The organism is Mobiluncus curtisii ATCC 43063 (genome assembly GCF_000196535.1).
Classification (GTDB): domain Bacteria; phylum Actinomycetota; class Actinomycetes; order Actinomycetales; family Actinomycetaceae; genus Mobiluncus; species Mobiluncus curtisii.
Window position 1 is genome coordinate 305,179 of the sequence record NC_014246.1, and the last position, 25,285, is coordinate 330,463.

Consider the following 25,285-nt stretch of genomic DNA (forward strand, 5'->3'; position numbering starts at 1 on the left):
TTGGGCTCATCCCCGCGAGTGCGGGGACCACTAACTTTGCACGTCAGCAGCGCTTTAGGCAATCGGCTCATCCCCGCGAGTGCGGGGACCACGAAACCACCGAATACGAATTCGTACTGCGACGCCGGCTCATCCCCGCGAGTGCGGGGACCACTCTGGCTTCGATTAGTTGTCGGTTGCGGGCGTGGGCTCATCCCCGCGAGTGCGGGGACCACACCCGGTTGGCAATTCTTCACCAAACGGAGACGGGCTCATCCCCGCGAGTGCGGGGACCACCTAGGTATCAGCCTCACCGAGGCTGTAGAGGTAGGCTCATCCCCGCGAGTGCGGGGACCACAAGAACATGGCGCATTATCTGCACGTGTCCAGGGGCTCATCCCCGCGAGTGCGGGGACCACCAAGGCGTTTCTTCCATTTCTCAGCCAAGAACAGGCTCATCCCCGCGAGTGCGGGGACCACTTGAGCTTTTAGAGAACCAGGTACGGGCTGCTAGGCTCATCCCCGCGAGTGCGGGGACCACCGCGGTCGCAGCCTGGGTTGAATCCCTGCCGTGGGCTCATCCCCGCGAGTGCGGGGACCACGTAAGGGTTTTGGATCCCGCTGGCTCATAATCAGGCTCATCCCCGCGAGTGCGGGGACCACCAAAGCGCCCTCGTTATCGTTTACCCGCTCGGAGGCTCATCCCCGCGAGTGCGGGGACCACACGAACGAAACCGCGGTACAGGCAGGCAGAAGGGGCTCATCCCCGCGAGTGCGGGGACCACACCGCTTACCGCACCTACCGGGTTTGAGAGGACGGCTCATCCCCGCGAGTGCGGGGACCACTAGGTTGCCGGAGCGTCCGGGGATAGAGATTTGGGCTCATCCCCGCGAGTGCGGGGACCACAGAAGGAATGAAAACATTATCCGGCGCTGAGCGGGCTCATCCCCGCGAGTGCGGGGACCACCTCGCCCGTATAGTTCGGGTACGGATACCCCCGGGCTCATCCCCGCGAGTGCGGGGACCACGTACAGGCGGGGGGTGACGCAGCCGCGCTGATGGGCTCATCCCCGCGAGTGCGGGGACCACCATAGCCATAGCCGTGAAAACGTTCGCGGGCTGGGCTCATCCCCGCGAGTGCGGGGACCACACTGCCATCACGCAGCCCCACCCCCCAGCCGGGGGCTCATCCCCGCGAGTGCGGGGACCACGGGATAAGTACATCGGCGGTGGCATGACGCAGAGGCTCATCCCCGCGAGTGCGGGGACCACTCGACATTATGCGGGATAAAAAGGTTAACCGTGGGCTCATCCCCGCGAGTGCGGGGACCACTTTCCTATTGGAGTGATAGGGAGACAGTATGAGGGCTCATCCCCGCGAGTGCGGGGACCACAGGGTCGAGGGCTCCCGCCCAGATTGGTAGTAGGGCTCATCCCCGCGAGTGCGGGGACCACACATCGCCGGCGCCACATTTCACCAAAGCGTGCGGCTCATCCCCGCGAGTGCGGGGACCACCCGCCGGCGCCGAAGGCGCGGCGCGCCAAATTAGGCTCATCCCCGCGAGTGCGGGGACCACTCTTGTGAGCCGGTCTGCAGCTCTCTAGCGTGGGGCTCATCCCCGCGAGTGCGGGGACCACAGAGAATTAACCATTTATCCCGGCGTGTCGATGGGCTCATCCCCGCGAGTGCGGGGACCACGTGCTACCGTCGGTGCTGATGGCGAGGGTGTGGGGCTCATCCCCGCGAGTGCGGGGACCACCTTCTACCATCCAGCGGTTTATCTGCTCGGCGGGGCTCATCCCCGCGAGTGCGGGGACCACCCTTTTCCCCGTTTCGTTGGTATTTAGCCGTTTGGCTCATCCCCGCGAGTGCGGGGACCACTCTTTATTACCTCATGGAACACCATGAAACAAGGGCTCATCCCCGCGAGTGCGGGGACCACACTTAGTGAACAGCTAATTCACTACGTATTTAACCAGTGTACATACAACTGCTAATTTCTGAAATCGGTTCCGTGCTGTACTTAATACAATCCAAATCCGTATCCGCAGGAGCTTTGTATATCCGAACGGAATCTAAACACCTCTGCGCTTTCTTCCCTGGTGTCTGGCTATAGACCATCCGGTTCTGCGCGAGTAATACTGTTGTCCATCCCCCGATGGTCTCATCATTAGGGTTACCCCATCGAAGTCTGTGGGTATCCAACTGTGGCGGTGGGTGCGGAACTCCATTCCTTGCTCGTTGTTGGACGAAAAAATCAGCAGAGCGCGTCCATCTTTGCACAGGGCTACCGTGCGTTCCCATAGCAGATCGCGTACACGCGCACTAGGGTTTCCGACAAATACTCCAGGCGCAATTTCGATTAGCCACTTTGTGAGGTCTCCGCGAAGCCCTGCTGGAACTGCAGTCACGTTTAAAACCATCATCGGAGCACACTATCCTCATCCGCCCAGTTAACCCCCGCAGCGATGACTTCAAGTTCATCCCACAACAACAGATTTGCATCTATATATGCGTCGTCGGTAGGAATCTCCATGACATACTGTAAATCCCTGACCATTCGCTGCATGAGCCTGGTAGTCACTACTTTGTCGCGAATCCTTTTTCGCACATTCAATTCATCCCCCTCCGCGCTGGCGGCAACAGCCTCAAAGGCAGCCGGAATAGAGATCTCCGCCTTGTATAAATCCGCAACATCATAGACAAAAGCACGATCGGTGCCACTGTGAATAATTCCCAAGGAAGGAATAAAACCTAAACCGACCACAACCGCATGCGCAATTCCATAGAGAGCCGCAGCCCCTTCAGTCAGTGCACAGTTAATGGGGTCGCCCGCACCAAAATCGTTCGGATCATAAGAACGCCGTGTCCACGGAACTCCGGTACGTCTGGATTGTTCCGCATAAATCCTCTTCATTCTGGCACCTTCTCGCCCACGTAACTGGGAAAGGGGCAAATTCGAGACATCCTCACCGGGGAACCTCATACTGTACATGCGCCTGGCGCATCGCAGCCGAGAACGCTGATTCGCCCAGAGTCGTGCATGGGCTTCAGCCATTCGAGAAGTCTTGGCAGCAGGTCTTCCGTGGGCGTAGTAGCGCACTCCTTTCTCTCCGACCCAAACGGCGGAGCAACCGGCGTCACCCAGTAAAGCCATCGCAGCGTAGGTAACTTTTGTCCCTGGTCCTAAGAGCACCACTCCCACTTGGGTTGCGGGGATATGCGCTATGCCTCTGGAGTCTTGAATGGTCAAAGCGTTGCCTTCCCGGTTGAGGATCGCCCGTTCGACGTAAAGAAAAGACAGGCGATCCTCCATCCGGGAAAGACTTTGGCGTTGCAAGGGCGTGCTGCCCGGAGTGTTCAGCATGACTGTTCACTGAATGCGTGCCAGGGTTAGCAACCCACAACCGTATCCCTTGGCGCGTCCTACTCCCCCAACTAAAGTTTGACGGAGCTTTTCAGCGTCAATTACCTCGAGATATCCTCGATAACGGACCTTGACTAAATGCACCTTGGGACTGCTTTCAGCGGAAAAGTTCCTTTTGAATGAGATTGATTCCCTCTCTCCCACTTGAGCAGTACTTTCCTCTAGCGTGCCGAAACTAACTCCCATAGACTCTGCTTTGGAGTGAAGCCAGGCAAGTTGATCCGGTGCGCTCAAAAGCGCGACCACTCTGCCGCGTTGTTCCCCACCTCGCCTCAGAGACTTCGTCGGGTTAGCAACCAGTTCAAAGTTCCATTGTTGACCTTTCTTTAGCTGTCCCAACAATCGGTCGTATTCCGCGGACTGTGCCGGACGCGTATCCCAGCCAGCCTGCTCTACGATATGTACTGCCGTTGGTTTTTCCGGTCCCACGATATACAGAATATTTTCGTGGGAACGCTGGTCCAAGCGCCACAGGACGCGCCCCTGATTCTGGTTCATATCAGGAGGAAAACACGCGCATACCGCCGCATGAACTGCTTGTGGATTAGTCAATAGCTTTCTTCCCTGCCGGCGAGCCGGATTGAGCAGAATTTTCGTGAAGGTAGCCATCAGGAAATCACCGCCTCAAAGAAAGGATCTAGGCTGGTGCCGTATTCGTTTTTTATTTGTTTGGCACCGGCGTAAACAACTGTTCGCCAGCCGTAACGGCGGTGCTCTTGAGAAAACGAAATGGGCACGTCCTGGCGCGGTGTCCCAGCTTCGCCAGGTTTACCATCCCGATAGATTGGCAGCAGGACTTCCTCACCCCGTTCTTTCTTATGAGACAAAGTCGCGTGCCATTCCTCGTGTTCCATAAGGGCAGTGACCACGTTGCCTTCGACAATCCCTAAATCAAGATTTGCTGGGGCGGGACACGAGCGTCTCCCTAGGAAAAGTGGGTAGGCAGGCTGGTACAGATTTCCTTGCAATCCTTCCAGTATCGAGCGGTTTTCGGCACCTATTGCAGCTACAAAAGCAGCGTCTGATAGGAAATACCGAGAAACCAATTTAGCCGATGCATTAGGATCTTTTTGCCATGGTTGCGAAGTCTGATAGTCACGCAACAGCGCCCCTGATTGGTCGACCCTCACGGCGTAGTCCAATCGAACCAAATCTTCTAACGGATCGGTTCGGTGGCGTCCTTGAGCAGCCGCAAGCAATCCAATAACTCCAGATTTGGAGGGAGTGGAACCGGTCGCGCGCGTGGTGTAACGCGATTCATCACCCCAGGATTGCAGAGGTCCTTTCAGCAACAATAGAAGTGAATAGGACATCGCTTATGCTACTTCCTGGGAAGCCAGAACTTCCACAATCAGGGAAGTCAGTTCCGGCACAGTGACCTTGTGAGCAATATCCTCTAGCTTCGCAGCATAATCTTTCGGATCCACCACGAACGCAGCCAGTGGTTTCATCCCATAGGCATCCTCGATAGCGGTTTCCTCGTTCGCCAAGACCTCAACAGCAGCTTGGACACGACTCCCCCGCTCGCAGGCAACAGGTTCTTCAAAAGCGTTGACCAGAGACACCGAACGGGTATCCCGCACCGCCACATATACCAATTCAGGCAGAGAGCCAAATTTTTCGCCCAGCACATGAGCCGCAGCCAGCCCCGCCTCCGTTTTCCCTTCACCGGTGGGAGCCTCAATAATCATCAGAGTAGGATCGGGGGCATCCATAGCAGCCTCAACCGCAGCCCGCTGTACGGGACGGAGCGTAATATCTGTCCCCCATGCAAAAGTTTTGCGGAAGAGTTCCGGTAAATCGTCGGAAATGTCCTGCGGCCGCCACGGTGCAGGCAGTTGAATGTAGTCCATAGCCCGCGAAACACGCTCAACCTGCGGTAAAACCGGTTCGTAAGGAAAGGCATCCTCGTTAGACGCAATCCAGTCTGCCATCACCACCATACCGGTCATCAGCTGCAGAGCAGGAGCAGTCGGAACCTCACCGCTGTCCTGCAAGCGCTCAAGAACGGGGGCGATTGCAGTAATTTCAGCCATTCCGTCCAACAGCTGGAAAGCGATGGTGTCAAACTGAGTTTCACGTTTTTTGATGCCGTCCTCCCGCAGCCTAAGCGTCATGGGATTAGAGGTGAAACCGTGGTGCGCGTCTGGAACTGCCGAAAGAACCACCCGCAAGAATTTACAGATTCCCTGTTCCTCCAGCCACTTACGCAACAGCAGACCGGAAGCAGTCCCGTGCGGGAATGAGACGTTCGAACCCTCGCCGCGCGGCCAGTCCAACGACAACCCCGCCTGTTCTAGTGGCGGCAGCAGCCAAGCAGCGTCGGGGCGATTCTCAATCTGTCGCTGGAACGTCACAGTTGCCTTACCGACATCATGGGTCCCCGCATAGAAACAGTAAAGCGTGCGCACTTCCGATTCGTTCAAGCACCATAGTCGGGCAAGCGTAGCCTTTAGCACGTCGCAAACCCAGTTATCCCACAGCCACTGTGCCACGCAGGCAGCATCGATTAGGTGCTGTGGAAGGGATAGGTGGGCACGTTCGTCGCCGGATTTCGCCCACAAGGCCTTGGCCTGTGGGGAACACATCTCCTCCCACCAATCAGCTCTGTTAGCAATGTTCATAGCGCCTCCCAGTTAGAGTTCCATCATTTGTTTCTCATCATAAACTGGGGGTGGTTAACGAAAATTTCGCTCCTCCGACTTAGCTCCGCGACCACGGCAAACGGCCTGGATTACCCCTTCACGGAGCCAGCCATCATGCCGCCGACGAAGTACTTGCCCAGCGCGATGTAGACCAGGAGCGTCGGGACGGAGGCAATCAGGGCGCCTGCCATGGAACCGCCGTAGTCAGCCATAATCGAACCGTGCGCCAACTCATTCAAGGACAGCGTGACCGGACCGCGCTGGGAACCGCCACCAAAGAACAGGGCAAACAGGAAGTCGTTCCACGCGGAAGTAAACTGCCAAATCAGCACCACCACGAAAGACGGAATGGAAATCGGCAGCACCACGTTAAAGTACGTGCGCAGCATTCCTGCCCCATCAATACGCGCGGCCTCGATGAGGTCCCGCGGGACGCTCTCGTAATAGTTACGGAAAATCAGGGTCGTAATCGGGATGCCATAGATGATGTGCATCAAAATCAGGGTGTGAATCCCGAAACCAATCTGGGACGCCACCACCATGCGCATCATGGGAATCATCACGGCTTGGTAGGGAATGAACATGCCGAACAAAATCAGGGTGAACACCACGTTCGCTCCGGGGAAACGCCAGCGAGACAGGACGAAACCGTTAGCGGAACCGAGCATTGCCGAAATAATCGAGGACGGAATCACCAGCATCAGGGAGCGCAACAGCCCGCCCTGCAACTGGTCCCAGGCTCGCGCCCAGTTATCGGTGTTCCATTCCGCAGGCAGATACCAAGTCCGGGAAGGGTCGGCATCCCCCGCCCCTTTGAAAGATGTAATCAACAGCACGTACACCGGCATGAGGACCATGGCGAGGAAGAAAATCAAGAGCACGTAGCGAATGACTTTGCCGACATTCACCCCACCTCGTTTCTTTCCTACCGAACCGTTAACGTTGACCTTTTTTGTCGTAATCGCGGCAGCACCCGCGTCGATTGCTGTGGCGGAACTCATCGGCTGGACTCCTTCGCATCGTGAATCAAGTAGGGCACGACCAGTAGCGCCACAATCACCAACAGCACCGTGCCGACCGCGGCCGCGTTCGAGTAATCAGAAACAGTCATGAAGTTATACATATCAATGGCAGGGACCTTGGTCTGATAGAAGGTCTGATCCGCCACTGCCATAATCAAGTCGAAAGATTTCAGTGACATATGCCCGATGATAATGGCGGCGCTGAGCGCTACGGGTGCGAGCTGCGGAAATATAATGTAACGGTATAGTTGCCATTCATTAGCACCGTCCACGCGCCCGGCTTCCCTCAGGTCATCAGGAATTCCCCGGAATCCTGCCAAGAACAGGGCCATGACATAGCCCGAGAGCTGCCACACGGCAGGAATCCCCACCGCCAGCACCCCAAAGGTGGGGTTCGAAATCCAGTCGTTTTGCAGCCCACCCAGACCAATCATCTGGAGCAAACGGTTCAAACCGGAAGCGTTCTCACCTTGCGCGGAGTTCAGCATCCAGCGCCACACCACGCCGGAGGCGATGAACGATACCGCCATCGGGAACAGGAATACGGAACGGAAGATTCCCTCCCCTTTAATCGGTTTATCCAACAGCCAAGCCCAGATGAAACCGAAGAATAACGTACCCACCAGGAACATTACCGTGAACATCAACAGGTTAATCAGGGAGTGTTGAAAATCCTTGTCCGCAAATAACGCCACGAAGTTTGCAAACCCCACAAAGTTAACCGGCTGCACCCCCGAGACTTGTGGTGCAGAGTGGTTATCTTGCAGGGATGTGAACAAGTTAGAGCCCAACAAGCCGTAGACAAAAACTGCCACGAGGATGATAGATGGTGACACCAGTAACAGTCCGGGTCCCCACTGCTTAATACCGTTTGAACTGCGCGTCCGTTGACGCTTCTGTGGTGTTCGAGCCTTTTCAGGTGTCTTAACGGCGACGTTGCCTGACATTTTGTCCCCTAATTAGTGGTCGATGTGATTGAAATTTGCGGGGTTCACCTCGGTGTGCGCAAGGTTCTTCACTCGCCTCTACCGACTGCACAAGGTCGGTGGGTGCTCCCCAGTTCAGTCTTACGCCGGCGGGTTTTTACGGTTATGAAAACCCGCCGGCGTAGAGACATTTGCCTGTTTACGGACTACTTTGCAGCAGCCGCAGCAGCCAGCTCACTCTGGAGAGCCGCAACATCCTTGCTGGAGTTGAACTTGCCCAGAGCGCTCTTCATCTTTTCGGTGGCTGCCAGAGGCAGGGCCGCACCGTGAGCGATAGAGGAAACGATGGTGTCCTTACCGAAGGATTCCATCGCGGAACGCTGGTAGTCCGAGAACTTAGACAGTTCATCGTCGGTCAGGTCGGAACGAGCCGGGATGGAACCCTTGACCGAGTTGAAGGCAATCTGACCTTCCTTGGAGGAAATGGTGTTCAGCCACGCCTTCGTACCGTCGGGATGCTTCGCACCTACCGGCAGGGTGAAGGAGTCAGCCAGGAAGTCGAAGACGCCTTCATTACCCGGAACGGGGAAGGTCACGTAGTCCTTGCCCCAGGTCATCTTGGCGTTCTCCCAAGCCGGCGGCGCCCAGTCGCCCATCACGTTGTAGGCAGATTTACCTTCAATGACCGGTTTCATAGCAGGCTCCCAGTCCTCTGAGAGCAGGGACGGATCAGCGTAGGTCAGAATCTTGGCGTAGTCCTCCAGGGCAGCCTTGACTTCCGCACCCTTCCAGTCAGTCTTGCCATTCATCAAGCCGTTGTAAGCATCGGTACCCAAGTCCGAAATCAGCACGGTTTCGAGCAGTTCCAGCTGGGTCCAGGTGGCGCCGACGGTAATCGGGTACTTCACACCGGCGGCCTTAAGCTTCTCCATATCGGCAATCCAGCCCTTGATATCTTTCGGCGGAGCCTTGGGATCCAAGCCAGCCTTTTGCATGACCTCAACATTGGCCCACACTACGTTAGCGCGGTGAATGTTGGAGGGGATGGAGTAAATCTTGCCGTCCACGGTGAGCAAATCAATCAGGTCAGCCGGGAAAGCATCGCGCAGCTTGAACTCATCGTAGAGAGCAGACACATCCTCAAGGTACCCAGCGGCAATATCCGAGGATAGCTCGGCGCCAGCGTGTGCCTGGTAGGTGTCTGGCGGATTCTTTGCCGCCAAATCAGCAGCCAACTTCTGCTTTGCATTGGAGCCGCCACCACCGGACTCGGACTGCTTAACCAGTTCCACATCGGGGTGCTGTTCCGCAAAGACTTTCTTCAAGGCATCGAAGCCCTCTTTCTCAGAGCCTTGCTCCCACCAGGTCACCACTCCAACTTGAGAGGCACTGCCGGCAGCGTCGCCACCGTCTTTGCCGGCGTCAGAGGCCTGAGAGCAGGCTGTCATAGTTAGACCGAGCGCCAGCGCGCCCGCAGCCGCAATGAGCTTTCGCATTGAAACTCCAATCAGTTAACTTCATTGTCATTATTTCCCGGAGGGCGTCATTACCCGTCAGGGACAATTAACATTCTCTCATACATTCCTGTGGGTCTTAATGAAAAAGAGCTGGAACATTACGTTTTTCCTGTCAGGACTCATCAGCACCGGGATTTGAGAAATGTTTGTCAGGTCAAAGCCTGTCTCCCGACCAGTCATGGCTAGCCAGCAATCCACACCGACCTAAACCAGCAGAGTCCCCCAAGCTGCCCCGAGCATGAGCAGCAGCGGATAGACCGCGTAGCAAAACCATCGAGTATTGCTATTTCGGTAGCCCAAGGTCTCATTACGGTAGTGCAGAAAAGCCACTCCAATCGCCGGTGTCACCAGGCTCACAGCCCCCAGCAAGCCAGCCGTCATCATCATGGTGTTTTCCCGCAACCTCAACAGATAGAAAATCAGCGCGAAGCCAATCAGCAAGCATCCAATATTGATGACACCTTGACGAGTTCCCAAATGCAACAGCAACGCCCAGAGCACTCCGGCACCAGCCACCGCCAACGCGCCCATCCAGGCTTGTGCGCCCGACCACCGGCGGCGAATGAAATCGATGAGAATCAGCACCAGCAACGCCAGAGCCAGACCGAACACCGGGTTCTGCGAAGCCCAATCCACGGGTCGGTGGAAAGTCACCAGGTCGTAGGGAACTTCACAGACCAGAGCCAGAATCACCAAGCGCCACAAATAGTGCCAGCGGTTAGCGGTCCACGTGAACCCCTCCGCGAGAAGCCACGCATAAATCGGCACGGCACACCACGAAACCACTTCGCTGAGCACCACCGCGGTGAGCGCCCCGAAGTTATTTTTCAAATCCGTTCCGAAAAAATACGGAATCACCGTAGTGGACGCCACCTGGAAGGACAGAAAGACTCCGGCGATGACCTTGAGACGAAAGTTGCTCAGACCACGCAACCGCTCCGGTCCTGTTTCCGGCACACCGTTGGTAGACGACGCCATCTAGCCCTTCACCGAACCGGACATGGACTCCTGATAGAAGCGCTGCATAACGATGAACAGGATGGCAATCGGCACCGAAACCAGCACTGCCCCCGCCGCGAAACGAGCAAACCAGGTATGGATGTATTCCTTTTCCAGCATCAGCCACAAGCCCAATGCCACGGTGTAGTCAGATTGGGTGCGGGCGATGACTTTCGCCATCACGAAGTCCAACCACGGTCCCAAGAAGCTCACAATGGCCTGGTAGACAATCATGGGTTTACAGATAGGCAGGATAATCTTCCAAAATACTTGTGAGCGAGTGCAGCCGTCCAGAATCGCCGCTTCGTCCAAAGAGTTCGGGATGGTATCCATGTACCCTTTCATGACATAGAAGCCCGCGCCGGAACCAGCGGAATACACCAGAATCAAAGCGAGAATTGTCATCCCACCACCGGTCAACCCCACCGCCTTTAAGATGAAGTAAATCGCGGAAACAGCCATAATGCCGGGGAACATACCCAGGATTAGCACCACGCTCATGAAAGTGCGACGCAGACGGAACCGCATCCGGCTCATGACGTAAGCCACCATCAGCACGAAGAACACGGAAATCACGCAGGTGAAGCAGGCAATGATAAAGGTGTTCAGGTACATCCGGGGAAAGTCCATGACGGAACGATCCGTGAAAATCTTAATGTAGTTATCCAGCGAGAATTCTTTGGGAAAGAACGTCTTGGTGTAAGGGGCGGGATCCTTGTTAAAAGACTCCGCAACTACCCACACAATCGGCAGCATCCAAATGACTGCCATAATAGCCAGGAACGTGTGCACCACGATGTCCCCAACCATGCGGCGTTTGCTGAGACTGCCCATGATAGAAGTCTTGGACCCGGCACGAGGGGTGACCTCAACTGCTGTGCTTGGAGCGGATGTGTTCATCGGAAGGCCTCCTCATTCTTAAAGGAACCGGATCTCCGGTAGGTAATCAGCGACACCACCGCTAGTACGATGAAGGTCATAATACCGATGACCGCACCTAGGTTGTAGTCGTTCTTATCAACTGTGAGTTTGTACAGCCAGGTAATCAAAAGGTCGGTTTTGCCGGCAGAATCCCCGACTGGCACGGGCGCGCCCCGCGAAAGCAGGTAGATAACGTTGAAGTTATTGACGTTACCCGTGAAAGTCGTAATCAGGTAGGGGGTGAGCACGAAGATGATGTAGGGCATGGTAATCTTGCGGAAAATCACCCAAGAGTTAGCGCCGTCAATCCTGGCAGCTTCATATTGGTCGGCGGGAATGTTTTGCAAAATGCCCGTAATCTGCATAATCGTGAAGGGAATACCGACCCATAGGTTCACCACGATGACCGTGACACGAGCCCAGGTGGCATCTGTGAAGAAGGGCAACGCTTGGTCAATCCATCCCCAGTCCATCAACAGCCGGTTAATGGCACCCTGGGGCTGCAGCATCAGGTTGATGACCAGCAGGGATACGAACTGCGGCACCGCGATGGACATAGAGAAACACGCTCGCCAAAAATTCTTAAAGCGAGTGGTCTTGCGGTTGATGAGCATAGCCATAAACATGCCCAGGAAGAAATTTAAGAAGGTCGCGAAAATCGCCCATATCAGGGTCCAAATCAGCACGGAGCTAAAGATTCGCAGGTTCACGTCTCCGGAAGAGTTTGCAAAAATCGCCCCAAAATTTTTCAATCCAACCCAGTCAAAGAGCACCAGATGCTTGTGGTCGTAGCTGGTGAAAGCCATGGAAATCATGAATATCAACGGCAGAACGCTGAAAGTGAGGATGCCCAGAGTCGGCAGGAACAAGAAACCGACATGGGAACGATTGTCCAGTAAGTCCGCGATGTCTTCACGTATTGAGGGCGCCCGACCGGATTTTGCGGTCAGTACTTGGGCCTTGTATGCCGAGCGGACCGAGAGATTCCACACGCCGATAAACGCCAGAATAATGAGTATCGTGGCTACACCGTAGAGCAGGATAATGACCGAGTTATCCCCGGCACTGTACTCCCAATAGCCGTTGACCAGCACTTTACCTTGTTCCTGGTCACCAAGTCCGGGAAGTTTCGCGAGGAATCCTAAACCGTTGGTAAACAGGAAGGCAAAGAACGCTATCTCTAAGAGTAGGAAAATCACGCCCTTCACAATTTGGCGGTGCGTCAGGTTACCCAGTCCGAAGATGACGGCGGACGCTTTGGTGATTGCGTCGCCTTCCCGGAAGGCAACTTTTAAGCTATAGGGCGAGGGCGAAACGTAGTCTTTTCCAAGTTTCTTACGTAACCTTGCCTCGCGGTTTGACGTTTGCGTTGCGTCCATTTAGGTTTCCCTCTCAATGAAAAGGCCGACAGTAAAAGCCCCGACCGGGCTGCGGGGCCACTGGAAGAAAGCGCCTCTTTCCAGTGGCCCGACAGCTTCGAGATGTAGTTATTTAGCCAACCATCTTGGCCAACTGCTCAGACCACTTCTGGGTTTGAGCTTCCGCAGTAGCCTCGGTGATTTCCTTGTTCAGGATACCCTTGCCGAAAGCCTGTGCCGGATCCCACCAAGAGCCCATCGCAGAAATGGTCGGCTGCAGGATGGAAGCCTCGGAAATAACTTCCAGCTGAGCCTTGGCGGCAAAGTCATCATCAGTAATGGAGTCAGCCAGAGACTTGTCCGTCGGGACAATACCACGCATCTCGTAGTGAGCCTTTTGAGCTTCAGTGGAGCCCAGGAATGCTGCGAACTGAGCGGCAGCCTTGGCGTTCTTGGCGTGCGGGTTGTAAGCCACAGCCTTGGAGCCAGCGAAAGCCTCCATCTGGACATCTTTGCCGTCCAGCTTGTAGGTCGGCAGCTTGGCAGCTGCGTAACCATCACCCAAGGCCTCCTTCACACTGGCGGCGTCCCAGGTCCCGGAGAACACCACATCGGTGTCGCCAGCCTTCAGCGCGCCCAGACCGGAGCCTTCTGCATCATCCATAAAGTTCGGGTTATTGGCCAAGCCAACCAGATACTTCGTCACCGCGGTAGCGGCGGCATCACCGTCAGCAAAGGTGATACCCTTGGCGGCATCGTTGCCCTTATCACCAAAGAACGTCAGTCCTGCACCCTTGGTGTAGAAAGACTGGATGAACCAAGAGTTGTCGAGCGGGAAGGACACCTTGCCCTTCTCGAGCATCGTGTCCAAAGACTTCACATCATCAGCTGAGAACTTCTTTGAGTTGTAGTACATGAACCAGGTGTTTGAAGTAAAAGGAACACCGTAAATCTTGCCATCAGTGCCGGTGACCGAGTCCACCATGGAGGCTTCGTTTTGTTCCTTAACCTGCTTGGCTTCGTTCTCACCCAACTCACCGATAGCCTCAGCGTCGAGCAGACCGCCCAGCTGATCATTGGCGAACATGTAAACATCAGCGGCAGCGGTCGGATCGGTTTCTACCTTAGTCTTGGCATCGCCCTCAGAGACAACGTCATTCTTCCAGGTAATCTTGTATTCCGGATGAGCTTTCTCGAAGGATTCCTCCATCTTTGCCAGCCAGCTGTTACCGTCCGCTTGATCCTCTTGGGGAGCCCACACAGACAGCGACACATCTTCAGTCTTACCGCTAGCGCTATTCCCGCCAGCACCACCGCCACAAGCACTCATGGACAGGGCTACCGCAGAGGCGGCAATCAGACCAAAAGCTTTCTTCCACGTCATGGACATTAATTTTCCTTTCGACAGGCGAGGAGGATTTCTCCCCGGCTCGGAAAGCTCCGCAAAATGACGGGCAAAATACCCTCCGCTTTTCGAAGCAAACATTAATCTAGATGCTAGCATTTTCTTCCCTGCGGCTTTGGGGAAATCTCAATATTTTTTTAATATTTTTTCCCCGTCACCAGGTCACTAATTTACAGGGTGTTTACATCATCTTTGGTGCGCCAGATTCACCCCAACCACGAGAGCGTTCTGTAAGATATTTTGAGGTCTTTGTGACCTATCTATTACCGCATCCCAAGGAAAGGATTTTTGTGAGCACCTCATACCCCCGTCCCAAATGGCTGAATAACGCGGTTTTCTATGAGATTTATCCCCAGAGTTTTCAGGACTCTAACGGAGATGGCATCGGGGATGTTCCCGGCATCATCTCCCGCTTGGACTACCTCCAAGAGCTAGGAATTAACGCGCTGTGGCTCAATCCCCTGTTCGATTCACCTTTCAAGGACGCGGGATACGACGTGCGTGACTACAAGCTGGTGGCTCCCCGCTACGGCACTAACGAGGATTTGGTACGTTTGTTCGAGCAAGCGCACGCCAGGGGGATTCACGTGTTGCTGGATTTGGTACCGGGGCACACCTCCGAGGAACACGCCTGGTTCCAATCCAGCTCCCGTCCCGAGCCCAACGAGTTCTCGAATCGCTACGTGTGGACCGACTCCTGGATTGCCGGAGGCGACGGCTATCCCTTTATCGGTGGAGAAACTGAACGCGATGGGACGTATATCCTCAATTTCTTCAAATGCCAGCCTGCGCTGAACTACGGTTGGGCGCACCCGAAGTATCCCTGGCAAGACGAGGCTTTAGGTGAAGCTGCCCGGAAGACCTGTGACGCGATGGTGGACGTCATGCGCTTCTGGCTCTCTGCCGGCGCCGACGGATTCCGGGTAGACATGGCAAATTCCCTGGTGAAACATGATGACGAAGGTAAGCCGTACACTATCAAGACCTGGCATTACATGTTTGACCAGATTCGCCCTGAATTCCCCGAAGCCGCGTTTGTCGCCGAGTGGGGGGTGCCCCACGAAGCGGTGCAAGCCGGGTTTGACATGGACTTTTATCTAGATTGGCGGTGGGACAATCACCCGAACGGCTACAACATCCTGCTACGCAACACGAACACCCCGTATGTGCGGGAAAACGACCTGAGCTACTTCAACGCGGACGCACCCACCGACATCTGTGGTTTCTTGGAGCAATACGAGCCACAACTGCGTGACTCTGAGAAAGCCGAAGCATTCTTTAGCCTCATTACCTGCAATCACGACACCTGGCGGGCTGCGCCTCGTCTGAGCGAACGCGAACTCAGTCTGTCGTGGGCGACAATACTGACCCTGCCGGGAGTGCCATTTATTTATTACGGAGACGAAATTGGTTTGCGTCACCAGCTGCTCCCCACCAAAGAGGGCGGTTACGTGCGTACCGGAGCCCGCACCCCGATGCAGTGGGATAGTACTGACAACCTGGGATTTTCCACTGCTCCAGCAACGGATCTCTATCTGCCGGTCGATGCTAGCGCGGATGCTCCCACCGTGGCGGCACAGCGCGCCCAGCCGGATTCTTTGTGGCACACGGTGACGCGCGTGTTGGAATGCAAACGAGAACTCCCGGCTTTGGCAGCCGACAGTGGCTTCAGCGTCCTCTCTGCGGAGCCAAATCAACGTCTGTTCGTTTTCAAACGGGAAAATGCCGCGCAAAGCCTGATTGTGGCGGTCAATCCCGCACACACTGACGCGGAATACGATTTGTCACAAGAGCGTTCGGTGCGTTTCAGTATCGGCTCCGCCCAGTTGACGGGGACCACGCTACGGATGGGACCCCAGAGTTTCGCGATTTTGTAAAGCAATCCTGCCCCCGGATGGCAGGCTAACCGCATCCGCAATGGTGTTAAATCGGTGTGGGAGCCAGAATCTGGCTCCCACACCGAGATGTTTTATCGGAGATTTACATAATGCCCAGGGACTTTACGGTGTCGATTTCCGCAGCCGCCTTGTCCGCATTGAACTTAATCTTGGACTGAGTCTTTTCTGAAATTTCCAGACCTTCCACAACCTTCCATTCCTTGCCGTCGGAGGTCACGGGGAAACCGTAGGAAAGACCCTCGGGAACGCCGTACTGACCAGCTGAAGGAATAGCGGCGGTGACCCAGTCGCCCGCGGGGGTACCGCAAGCCCAAGAATGCATGTGATCGATTGCCGCAGCAGCCGCTGAAGCCGCGGAGGACTTGCCCCGGGCCTCAATAATGGCAGCTCCGCGCTTTGCCACGGTCGGGACGAAGTAATCATCCAGCCAAGCTTCGTCAACCAAGCCACATGCCGGCTTGCCGTCAACCTCACAGAAAGAAATATCCGGGTACTGGTCAGCTGAGTGGTTGCCCCAGACAATCATCTTTTTGACACTGGACACCGGCACGTTGAGCTTTTCTGCCAGCTGGCTCAGAGCGCGGTTGTGATCCAGGCGCATCATGGCGTTAAAGCGAGAAGCGGGAACATCCGGAGCGGAGGCCGCAGCAATGACCGCGTTGGTGTTCGCCGGGTTACCCACCACCAAAATACGTACATCATCAGCGGCGTTATCGTTGATGGCTTTACCTTGCGGACCAAAAATACCGCCGTTGGCGCTAATCAAATCTGCGCGTTCCATGCCCTGCTTACGCGGCATCGAACCTACCAACAGACCAAAGTTGCAGCCTGAGAACGCCACATTCGGGTCATCGGTAATATCGATACCATCCAACAGAGGGAAAGCGCAGTCATTCAGTTCCATGGCAGTGCCCTCGGCAGCCTTCAAAGCCGGAGTGATTTCCAACATTTTGATTCGAACCGGCTGATCCGGACCAAGCATTTCACCGGAGGCGATACGGAATACCAGCGAGTACCCAATATTGCCAGCAGCACCGGTGACGGTAACATTTACAGGACTTTTAGCCATTGATTTAACTCCTTTGCATTGTGTTAAACGCTTCCACTCTGAGCGTCAGCATTCATTACTTTAGCGCAAAAAGCCACGCTGAGGGTAAACCAAAGCCCTTGAAAAAACGCAGAATTTCACCGGCTTACTTGTGTGCGAAATAGTATTCCAGCAGCTCTCGGGTCGACGCATCCGCCTGTGCCAACGCCTCGGCATCCCCGCTAATGGCTGGTCCCAGATTAATCGCCATCGCTTTGCCCAGTTCCACGCCCCACTGGTCGAAAGAGTCAATACCCCAGACTGCGCCTTGAACCAGCGTAATCATCTCGTACAGAGCGATAAGCTCCCCCAGCACTTTTGGAGTGAGGGCAGGTGCCATGATGGAAGTAGACGGACGGTCTCCGGGGAAAGTTCGGTGCGCTACCAATTCTTCCGGTGTACCTTCCGCCCGCACCTCGTCGGGAGTCTTCCCAAAAGCCAACGCCGCACTCTGGGCAAAGAAATTACCCAAGAACAGCTCGTGCTGACGTTTCCCCGTCTCGCTGTCAGTGAGATCCCAAGTCGGACGGGCAAACGCAATAAAGTCCACCGGAATCAGCCGAGTTCCCTGGTGGATCAGCTGATAAAAGGCGTGCTGACCGTTCGTGCCGGGTTCTCCCCAGAACACTTCACCGGTATCGTAGCTGACCAGCGTACCATCTCGACGCACCCGTTTCCCGTTGGATTCCATCGTGAGCTGCTGCAGATAGGCGGGGAAACGGTGCAGATATTGGGAATACGGCAACACCGCATGAGTTTGGGCATGCAGGAAGTTGGAGTACCACACGTTAAGCAAGCCCATCAGCAACGGCACGTTCGACGCTGGCGGGGTGTTGCGGAAATGCTCATCGATAGCACGGAAACCAGCCAAAAATTCTTCGAATCCTTCCCGACCGATAGCTACCGCAAGCGACGTTCCCACCGCGGAATCCACGGAATAACGTCCCCCCACCCAGTTCCAAAAACCAAAAGCATTGCGAGGGTCAATACCAAAGGCTGCGACCTTTTCCAGAGCGGTGGACACCGCCACGAAATGCTTGGAGATGGCGTCTTTTGCGGCGGCATCAGTTTCATCAATAACACCGCGTTCCTGCAGACCACGCAGCAGCCAGGCGCGGGCGGCTTTTGCGTTAGTGATGGTTTCCAAGGTGGTAAAGGTCTTGGAAGCGATGATGAACAGGGTCGTTTCCGGGTCCAAGTCGCGGGTTTTTTCCGAAATATCGGTGGGGTCAATGTTGGACACAAAACGGCATTCCAGACCGGGCTTCACAAAAGGTCGCAACGCCTCATAAGCCATGTACGGACCCAAATCAGACCCGCCGATACCAATATTAACTACGGTCTGGATGCGTTTGGAGCTAACCCCGACCCAAGACCCGTCACGCACCGAGTCAGCAAAATCATAAATCCGTCTCAAGACCTCGTGTACTTCAGCGATGACATCCTTGCCGTCTACCATCAACTGAGTCCCCGCGGGAGCCCGCAACGCGGTGTGCAGCACAGCCCGGTTTTCCGTGTTATTGATGTGTTCACCATTAAACATGGCTTCGCTCAAGTCACGCACCCCGGCTTGGGCAGAAAGCTCTAAAAGCTTTTCAAAAACTGCCCCGGTAATCAGGTTCTTTGACAAGTCCACGTGCAAATCTGCCGCCGCAAAAGACAGGTTCTCTGCCCTGGCGGGGTCTGCGGCAAAGGCTTTCCGCAAATCCAGGTGGAATCCCGCAGCCATCGTGGTGAGGTCTTTCCATGCTGCCAGAGTGGTCGGATCTTTCGTTTCCATTAAGGTTTCCCTTCTGTTCAATAGTCTGCCTGGGGTTGTTCCCCGGGGGTTATGTTCCTGTTTTTACGGTTTGTGTTGCGATTCTGTGCAAAACACTAAAGTTACGACCTCGGTCCGCTCATGTCGATGACCGGCAGGGGGAAGTCTTTGATTGGCGGATTCGAACTGGCCATCACTTCAATCAGCGGTCGCAACCCCATCCACCATTGATTGATAGGGCGACGTTTCTCTGGATTGACTTGTTTCTCCATTTGAGAAATGTCGTGGTATGACATCTGACCATTTTCTTCGCCGATATATTCAATGGCGCACTGTCCAGAATCTAGGGCAACATCAATGTGACGCATAGTCTCCCACATCAGACGTACCGCGAGAAGCCGGTCAAAAGGCGAGGGCGCCCCGCCTTGCTGCAGATACCCCACCGAATCTATACGAACGTCGAAGTGTCCCAGGGATTCCTGCTTGAACACGTTGGCCATAAACTTCAGGTCATAATGTCCCCCAGCCAGTTCGTTGCGAACCACCAGGGCGAGGCGACGACCTTTTGCAAAAGCTTCACGCATTTCAGTGGCGTGTTTGCCCAGCGTCTCTAGGCTGATGTTTTCTTCTTCCAGGTAAACCCGCTCTGCCCCGGCAGCAATGCCACTCATCAGGGCCAGATAGCCACAGTGGCGACCCATAGTTTCAGTGATGAAACAACGCTTTGAAGCGGCTGCTGATTCTTTCATCAAATCCATGGACCATACTGCGTTGTTTAGCGCGGTGTCAGTCCCGATAGAAATTTCGGCTCCCGGAAGGTTGTTATCAATGGAGGCCGGGACGATGACCATAGGTATTTGTAGAGCTGGATAATGTTTCAGTTCCTCGCTGATGGCTTGGGCAGACAGGTACGCGTTATATCCCCCGATCAGCACCAGCGCATCAATATGGTGGTTTTCAATCGAGCGACCGATAGCATAGAACTGTTCTACCGTGGGCACTTCCCGTTTGGTTCCCAGCTCGGCTCCGCCTCGGAAGTCCCAGCCCTCTACATCTTTCCACCGCAGTTTGTGGACTTTGCCGTCGATGAGTCCCTGCCAGGAACCCTCTATCCCTAAGACTTCCAAGCCGCGCTGCAGTCCGAATCGAACTGCGGCTCGAGCCGCCATGTTCATCCCCGGAGCCAAGCCACCAACGTGCATCACCGCAACTTTTTTCGCCTTGCGAAGCAGAGGTTTCAGCAGTGAGGGCGGGGTGGACAGAACCCGGAAAATCTCTACCATATCGGTAAAGGAAGTCCCCCGTGAGGCGATAGCTTGGTCGTATTCTCCGGACTTAATCAGTTCGTGAACATTTGAGGTCGCCGCCACGGTCTGAGTCAGGTCGAGTCGGGCAATTCGGTTGTAACGCACCCCCATGACTTTGGCAGGATCTCCCGGTTGTGCCTCGATGACGTCCTGTACCGCAGCGTACCCCAGCAGGGTGGGCATCCACCGGTCGTAAACCGAGGGCGTCCCGCCCCGCTGAATGTGTCCCAAAATGGTAACTCGCGCGGACTCTCCAGTGCGCTGCTCTATGGCCTCAGCAACATAGTGCGCAGTGATGGGCTGACCATCCCGGTCTTTTGCCCCTTCCGCCACGACCACGATGGAGTCGCGCCGCCCGTGCTTGCGACCTTCGCTGAGTACCGTACACATGTCTTCCTCCCAGCCGGGAGCCGGAGGATTTTCGGGAAACAAGACATAGTCAGAACCACCCGCTACAGCGCTCATCAAAGCTAAATAACCGCAGTTTCGTCCCATGACTTCCACCACGAAGGTGCGTTGATGCGAAGCGGCAGTGGACGAGAGTTGATCCAGCGCTGCCAAGATTCGGTTCAAGGCAGAATCAGTGCCGATAGTCATATCTGTGCCCGCCATGTCATTGTCAATAGACCCGACTAAGCCGACAATTCGCAAGGACGAGTGAGCTTTGGCTTCCTCAGGGCTGAGACGTTTTTCCTCTACCAGCTGTGCCAAGAGCTTGGGCCAGTCTTGGCGCAGTTCCTCCGTCCCCCGCAACGACCCGTCACCGCCGATAGAAACGAGCCGGTCAATGCCGTTTTTAACCAGGTTTTCGCAGGCTTTCAGCCGCCCTTCCCAGTCCCGGAACTCCGGGCAACGAGCTGTACCGATGATGGTACCGCCCTTGGAAATCGTATTGGAGACATCCCCCCAACTCAGTTCGTGAATGCAGGAGCCACCCTGGACTGCACCCATCCAGCCTTCGCGTATCGCGAACGGCTTGGCTCCCAAAACTATGGCGGAACGCACCGCGGAACGTACCGCTGCGTTCATGCCCTGTGCGTCCCCTCCCGAAGTGAGAATGCCGATGCGTTTTTCCTGACCCGACTGCGTCGATTTCGGTTTCGCGCTAGATTTTCCAGTTTTTGCCGTCTTTGCGGACCCGCCCATCTGTATTTCTCCCCTCGGTTCTGTGCCGGTAGCCCGACCCGGTTTTATTCTCTCGAATTATTCACCCTTTTGGGTGTTAAACGTGAACTTTCCCGCCCTTAAGCTAAAAAACAACCTACAATAATTAGCCCCTGCCTGGGGTTGGAGCCCCCGTTTTTACTCGACCGATAAAAAGGGGCGAGTTTTGCCCCCTCGCCTGCTATTTTTGGGAATAATGGAATCATGAGTTTCGTACGTAAGCCGGCAGTAGCAGGATCTTTTTACCCCCAGGATCCTGGTGAGCTGCAAAGAACGGTAGACGAACTGCTGAAAAAAGCCACTGCCCTCATCACCAACGATGTTTCGCGAAACTCACAAGGCAGACCTCTCCGTCAGCTAATGGGGGTACAGGTTCCTCATGCCGGATACATCTATTCCGGTCTCATCGCCGCGGTCGGGTTCCAGCTCGTCTCAACTTTACGTCCCCGACGCGTCATCATCGCCGGTCCCACTCACCGTGTTGGATGTCACGGTATCGCGCTGAGCGAAGCTACTGCTTTTGTCACCCCCTTGGGGGAAGTTCCGGTGGATCAAGTCGCCCAGCAATACCTGGTGGAGCATAGTTCCGTCGCGAAGTTTTTCGAGCCCTCCCATGTGGATGAACATGCCTTGGAAGTTCAGTTGCCTTTCCTGCAGACCGTTTTCCGAGACGTAGATTTTGCCATCGTCCCCATGGCAGTTGGAGATTGCACCCCCGAAGATGTTTGTGACAGTTTACAAACACTACTTTCGATTCCGGGGGAAAATCCTGACGATACTTTGATTATCGTATCCTCGGATTTGTCCCACTACCTGGGCTACGATGAGGCACGCAAACTCGACACCGCGACTTTGTCTCAAGTCATGTCGTTGGAGTACCCCCTCGACCCGCGCCAAGCCTGCGGAGCTTATGCCTGGTCCGGGCTGATTCGTTTGGCACGTCGGGTGCAGTGGCATCCTCAACTGTTGATGAATGCCAGTTCCGGAGACACCGCCGGGGATAAATCACGAGTCGTTGGTTATTCCTCCGTGGCTTTTTGGAAATACAACTCACCTGAGGACGAATCCGGAATTCCGGATCGTTACGGAGCTTTGCTGCCCCAGATAGCCCGTGAGATTTTGACCGACGCTTTCCAGGACGATAATCAGATTGGTTCAATCAACGCCATCAGTAAAGTTAGCGCGTCAGATCGCGCGTTGCAACTGCTGTTGCGCTCCATCGGCGCTTCCTTCGTAACCCTGACGAATCACGGGCAACTGCGCGGATGCATAGGTTCACTTGCCCCGCACCGAATGCTCGGCGAGGACATCGCCGCAAATACTTTGGCTGCCGCTTTTGAAGACCCACGTTTTCCGCCTTTGCAGGCCTCAGAACTCGACCAGATTCAGATTGAGGTTTCTGTCCTCACCGAGCCCAAGCCGCTCGAACGTTTCGAAGGGGAAAGCAATGAATCCTACCTGTCCCGGCTGCGTCCCGGTATAGACGGGGTCATTTTGCGTCGTGATTTTCACCGGGCGACTTTCCTACCCCAGGTCTGGAGCGAGCTGCCCGATGTGCATGACTTTATCTCGCAGCTAATGTATAAAGCCGGGCTGGGCGGGGCTAAATTCGGACCGGAAATCAAGCTCGAGACTTATCAGGTGCAAGCCTGGGGTGAAGCCAAGGCTTGAAGACACGCGGACAGCGCGGGACAGGAACACAAGAAACAGCGGAGCTTTTCCACCACATCTTTCGGAAACACGCCCCCCTCGGAGACCACTTCAACAGCCAAACCGTCGATAGTAGAGATTACGACACTAGGCGAACATGAACAGTCAGCGGCTTTTAAAATATCCGCGACATATTCATCAAACCGAGCACGTCCCTCGCGATTCTTTTCCACAATTACCTGATGCTCAGCCAAAACTAGTGCGTGCAGAAAGTAGGTACGGATGTACTGAGTGTCAGTAGTCTGCGGAAGTACCGCGGCTACTAAAACCTCAGGCAACTTGTCACGCAATTCTGCTGAGGAGAGCTGCACCGCGTCGTCACGGATTTTACGAGCCCGTCCCACCCAGACCTCCACGTTCAGGCTCGCTGCTTCCATCAACAAGTCATCGCGCGTGGGGAAATGGTATTCAATCGTGGAATGGGGCAATCCGGCTTGTTTCCCCAGAGCGCGATAGGTCAGTGCGCTAGGAGAGGACTGGCGCAGCATCTGCGAAGCTGCTTTCAAGATTCTGGTCCTGGTATCTGGTTTTTTAGAATCGTTGACAGTACTCAAGCGCGCGATGTCCTCCCCTAGTCTGCTAGTGAAATAAATTTTCCGGTCGTTTAGTCAGGTCGGTCTATTTTCGTCCCAATTTTTCAATTCTTTCAAGCAATTGCGAGACCTCCGCAGATTCAGTCTCCAGCGGATTCAGCAGGTCAATCTGCGGGCTGGGCGGGTCGTCCAACCGGACGTGAGACCATCCAATCGACGCTGTCCTACCAGCTAGGTCACAAGCTTCTACCACCTTTCCACGCAAAAATGCGCGCGTATTGGCAGGAGGAATTGTCTTAGCGCGGTTAATGCTACTCTCATTTACCAGTAACTTCACATTTCCCGATTTCAAGAGTTTCTCACGCAGCCCGTATTGCCTCGATAAATCGTGGAATACTAAATCGGCGCGCCGGGCTCTGACCCCACCAAAATTCGTCTCGCCAGCGGACACGTGGGAAAGTAACTGATATTTCAGTGACCAATCAAGCTCACTGCTCAGAGCCGCGAAATCGCCTTCACTCAGGGCTGCTAAGCCACGGGTAGCCACATCCCGCAAACCGAATTCGTCGTCTTCCTCCGGTAATAACTCTATGCTTTCTCGCAAAAGGTCTGGGCAGCTCACCTCGACTGCGCTGTCCCCACGGTGTGCCGACATCCGCACATTTGGGTCGTAATTCCAGGTTTTCACCGCTGTCACGGGATCGTCGAGGACGATAAATTCCTCCTCTTTTCCGCTCTCCAAAAGGCTCAAAAATCGATCCGCCAAAAAAGCTCGCAGGGCAACCGTCACCGGCAGCATGGCTGAATCCACGCAGGTCACATGCAAACGACGCCAGTGGGAAGCATCCGCGTGCGGTTCCTCTTTCGTGTTGATGAAAGCCTTGTGATGCGTAGGGTCAGCCGAAGTCGCCTCGGTAATGTATTGCGCTCGCGCGCTAAAGCAGTATTTCCCTTCCTCGTCTATGCAGCCACTTCCGCACAGAATCTGTCGAGCCGCCAGGAATGACACGAAAGCCGGCAGAGAAATCGGGGTGTGCGCCCCATATTGATAGTTTTCGTGGCAGCCAAAGCTGTTTCCCCAAGAGTCGGCATTCGTTTTTAAGACGTGAATCCGGATACCGCGATTCCGCAAATTATTATTGGCAATATCGACTAAATCTTGGATAATCGCGTCACCCGCCAGGTCTTGAGCCACGACGTCTTCGAGATCAAGGCATTCGGGACCGGCATATTCGGGGTGCTCTCCAATATCGACATAGAGCCTCGCCCCGTTGGAGAGAAACCCGTGAGGAACCCGCACAGATCGTTCCGTACTGGCAAAAATCTCTCTCACTGCTTCTTCTACACCGAGGGGCGATTCCTCTGTGTTGGAGTCATCAGAAACATAGACGCTGGTAACGCCATATTCAGTTTCGAGTCCACAGACCCTTCCGAGACGTGTCATTGTCCGCCCTGCTGTTTGAAGTTTTGGACAAAGCTCAAGGCGTTGACGTTTAAGACATCTTCGATGTCTTCGATTAACGCGTCTAGTTTGTCTTCTGAGATTTTATTCTGAGGAGCCAGTTCGACTTCTTCGACCGATTCGTTCTCGCTGGTGGAGTGGCTCTCTTGAATCTGTTTCGCCAT

The 25,285-nt window shown here is 55.0% G+C and carries 20 protein-coding genes and 1 CRISPR repeat array (1 of these 21 cut by a window edge); of the genes, 2 read left to right on the top strand and 18 right to left on the bottom strand.

Translation table 11 applies throughout. The features are described 5' to 3' along the window. Positions 1-1,923: direct repeats of the CRISPR family, unit length 28 nt; unit sequence GGCTCATCCCCGCGAGTGCGGGGACCAC; it begins 1,279 nt to the left of the window's first position. Positions 1,924-2,056: 133 nt separating this feature from the next. From cas2e to HMPREF0573_RS01295, 12 genes are all read right to left on the bottom strand, one after another. Next, positions 2,057-2,407, bottom strand: coding sequence for a type I-E CRISPR-associated endoribonuclease Cas2e (gene cas2e, locus HMPREF0573_RS01240; RefSeq protein WP_041797867.1), 351 nt, complete (start codon positions 2,405-2,407; stop codon positions 2,057-2,059). Continuing rightward, a complete protein-coding gene (gene cas1e / locus HMPREF0573_RS01245) occupies positions 2,404-3,348 on the bottom strand; it encodes a type I-E CRISPR-associated endonuclease Cas1e (protein WP_004008256.1) in 945 nt (314 codons plus the stop codon). Before cas1e ends, cas2e begins: the two co-directional genes overlap by 4 nt. 6 nt (positions 3,349-3,354) lie before the next feature. After that, positions 3,355-4,017 (bottom strand): type I-E CRISPR-associated protein Cas6/Cse3/CasE, encoded by a 663-nt coding sequence (gene cas6e / locus HMPREF0573_RS01250; protein ID WP_004008257.1) that lies wholly within the window; start codon positions 4,015-4,017, stop codon positions 3,355-3,357. Then, complete coding sequence (gene cas5e / locus HMPREF0573_RS01255; protein ID WP_013188686.1) at positions 4,017-4,721, bottom strand: type I-E CRISPR-associated protein Cas5/CasD; 705 nt, start codon at positions 4,719-4,721, stop codon at positions 4,017-4,019. Before cas5e ends, cas6e begins: the two co-directional genes overlap by 1 nt. Positions 4,722-4,724: 3 nt before the next feature. After that, positions 4,725-6,032 (bottom strand): CRISPR-associated endonuclease Cas3'', encoded by a 1,308-nt coding sequence (locus tag HMPREF0573_RS01260; RefSeq protein WP_013188687.1) that lies wholly within the window; start codon positions 6,030-6,032, stop codon positions 4,725-4,727. Between the two features lie 110 nt (positions 6,033-6,142). After that, positions 6,143-7,054 (bottom strand): carbohydrate ABC transporter permease, encoded by a 912-nt coding sequence (locus HMPREF0573_RS01265; RefSeq protein WP_004008263.1) that lies wholly within the window; start codon positions 7,052-7,054, stop codon positions 6,143-6,145. Beyond that, positions 7,051-8,022: a carbohydrate ABC transporter permease gene (locus HMPREF0573_RS01270; RefSeq protein WP_013188688.1), complete on the bottom strand. Its 972-nt coding sequence runs from the start codon at positions 8,020-8,022 to the stop codon at positions 7,051-7,053. The genes HMPREF0573_RS01265 and HMPREF0573_RS01270 overlap by 4 nt, the downstream gene beginning before the upstream one ends. A 185-nt stretch (positions 8,023-8,207) precedes the next feature. Then, positions 8,208-9,497 carry an ABC transporter substrate-binding protein gene (locus HMPREF0573_RS01275; RefSeq protein ID WP_004008265.1) on the bottom strand — a complete coding sequence of 430 codons (1,290 nt, stop codon included), beginning with the start codon at positions 9,495-9,497 and terminating at the stop codon, positions 8,208-8,210. A 225-nt stretch (positions 9,498-9,722) separates the two neighbouring features. Next, complete coding sequence (locus HMPREF0573_RS01280) at positions 9,723-10,496, bottom strand: TraX family protein (RefSeq protein WP_013188689.1); 774 nt, start codon at positions 10,494-10,496, stop codon at positions 9,723-9,725. After that, on the bottom strand, positions 10,497-11,417 hold the full coding sequence (locus HMPREF0573_RS01285; RefSeq protein WP_004008268.1) for a sugar ABC transporter permease: 921 nt from the start codon (positions 11,415-11,417) through the stop codon (positions 10,497-10,499). Continuing rightward, positions 11,414-12,817: a carbohydrate ABC transporter permease gene (locus tag HMPREF0573_RS01290; RefSeq protein WP_013188690.1), complete on the bottom strand. Its 1,404-nt coding sequence runs from the start codon at positions 12,815-12,817 to the stop codon at positions 11,414-11,416. The genes HMPREF0573_RS01285 and HMPREF0573_RS01290 overlap by 4 nt, the downstream gene beginning before the upstream one ends. Before the next feature lie 112 nt (positions 12,818-12,929). Next, positions 12,930-14,180, bottom strand: coding sequence for an extracellular solute-binding protein (locus tag HMPREF0573_RS01295; protein WP_231294261.1), 1,251 nt, complete (start codon positions 14,178-14,180; stop codon positions 12,930-12,932). 311 nt (positions 14,181-14,491) lie between these two features. On the opposite strand from HMPREF0573_RS01295, the gene HMPREF0573_RS01300 reads away from it, so the two are divergent. After that, positions 14,492-16,078 (top strand): alpha-amylase family glycosyl hydrolase, encoded by a 1,587-nt coding sequence (locus HMPREF0573_RS01300; protein ID WP_036324982.1) that lies wholly within the window; start codon positions 14,492-14,494, stop codon positions 16,076-16,078. Between the two features lie 103 nt (positions 16,079-16,181). Here HMPREF0573_RS01300 and HMPREF0573_RS01305 read toward each other — a convergent pair whose 3' ends face one another. The 3 genes from HMPREF0573_RS01305 to HMPREF0573_RS01315 form a co-directional block, all read right to left on the bottom strand. Beyond that, positions 16,182-17,168 (bottom strand): malate dehydrogenase, encoded by a 987-nt coding sequence (locus tag HMPREF0573_RS01305; RefSeq protein ID WP_004008272.1) that lies wholly within the window; start codon positions 17,166-17,168, stop codon positions 16,182-16,184. A 124-nt stretch (positions 17,169-17,292) separates the two neighbouring features. Beyond that, on the bottom strand, positions 17,293-18,966 hold the full coding sequence (gene pgi, locus HMPREF0573_RS01310; RefSeq protein WP_013188692.1) for a glucose-6-phosphate isomerase: 1,674 nt from the start codon (positions 18,964-18,966) through the stop codon (positions 17,293-17,295). Positions 18,967-19,067: 101 nt separating this feature from the next. After that, a complete protein-coding gene (locus HMPREF0573_RS01315; protein ID WP_013188693.1) occupies positions 19,068-21,398 on the bottom strand; it encodes a 6-phosphofructokinase in 2,331 nt (776 codons plus the stop codon). 222 nt (positions 21,399-21,620) lie between these two features. Between HMPREF0573_RS01315 and amrB the strand changes: the two genes are divergently transcribed. Continuing rightward, on the top strand, positions 21,621-23,087 hold the full coding sequence (gene amrB / locus HMPREF0573_RS01320) for an AmmeMemoRadiSam system protein B (RefSeq protein ID WP_013188694.1): 1,467 nt from the start codon (positions 21,621-21,623) through the stop codon (positions 23,085-23,087). On the opposite strand, the gene HMPREF0573_RS01325 is transcribed toward amrB, so the two are convergent. The 3 genes from HMPREF0573_RS01325 to HMPREF0573_RS01335 form a co-directional block, all read right to left on the bottom strand. After that, positions 23,054-23,680 carry a TetR/AcrR family transcriptional regulator gene (locus HMPREF0573_RS01325; RefSeq protein ID WP_004008276.1) on the bottom strand — a complete coding sequence of 209 codons (627 nt, stop codon included), beginning with the start codon at positions 23,678-23,680 and terminating at the stop codon, positions 23,054-23,056. The genes amrB and HMPREF0573_RS01325 overlap by 34 nt on opposite strands. 64 nt (positions 23,681-23,744) lie before the next feature. Further along, entirely contained in the window at positions 23,745-25,103 is a 1,359-nt protein-coding gene (locus HMPREF0573_RS01330) for a proteasome accessory factor PafA2 family protein (protein WP_004008277.1), read from the bottom strand. Continuing rightward, positions 25,100-25,285, bottom strand: a complete 186-nt coding sequence (locus HMPREF0573_RS01335; protein ID WP_004008278.1) for a ubiquitin-like protein Pup — start codon at positions 25,283-25,285, stop codon at positions 25,100-25,102. The genes HMPREF0573_RS01330 and HMPREF0573_RS01335 overlap by 4 nt, the downstream gene beginning before the upstream one ends.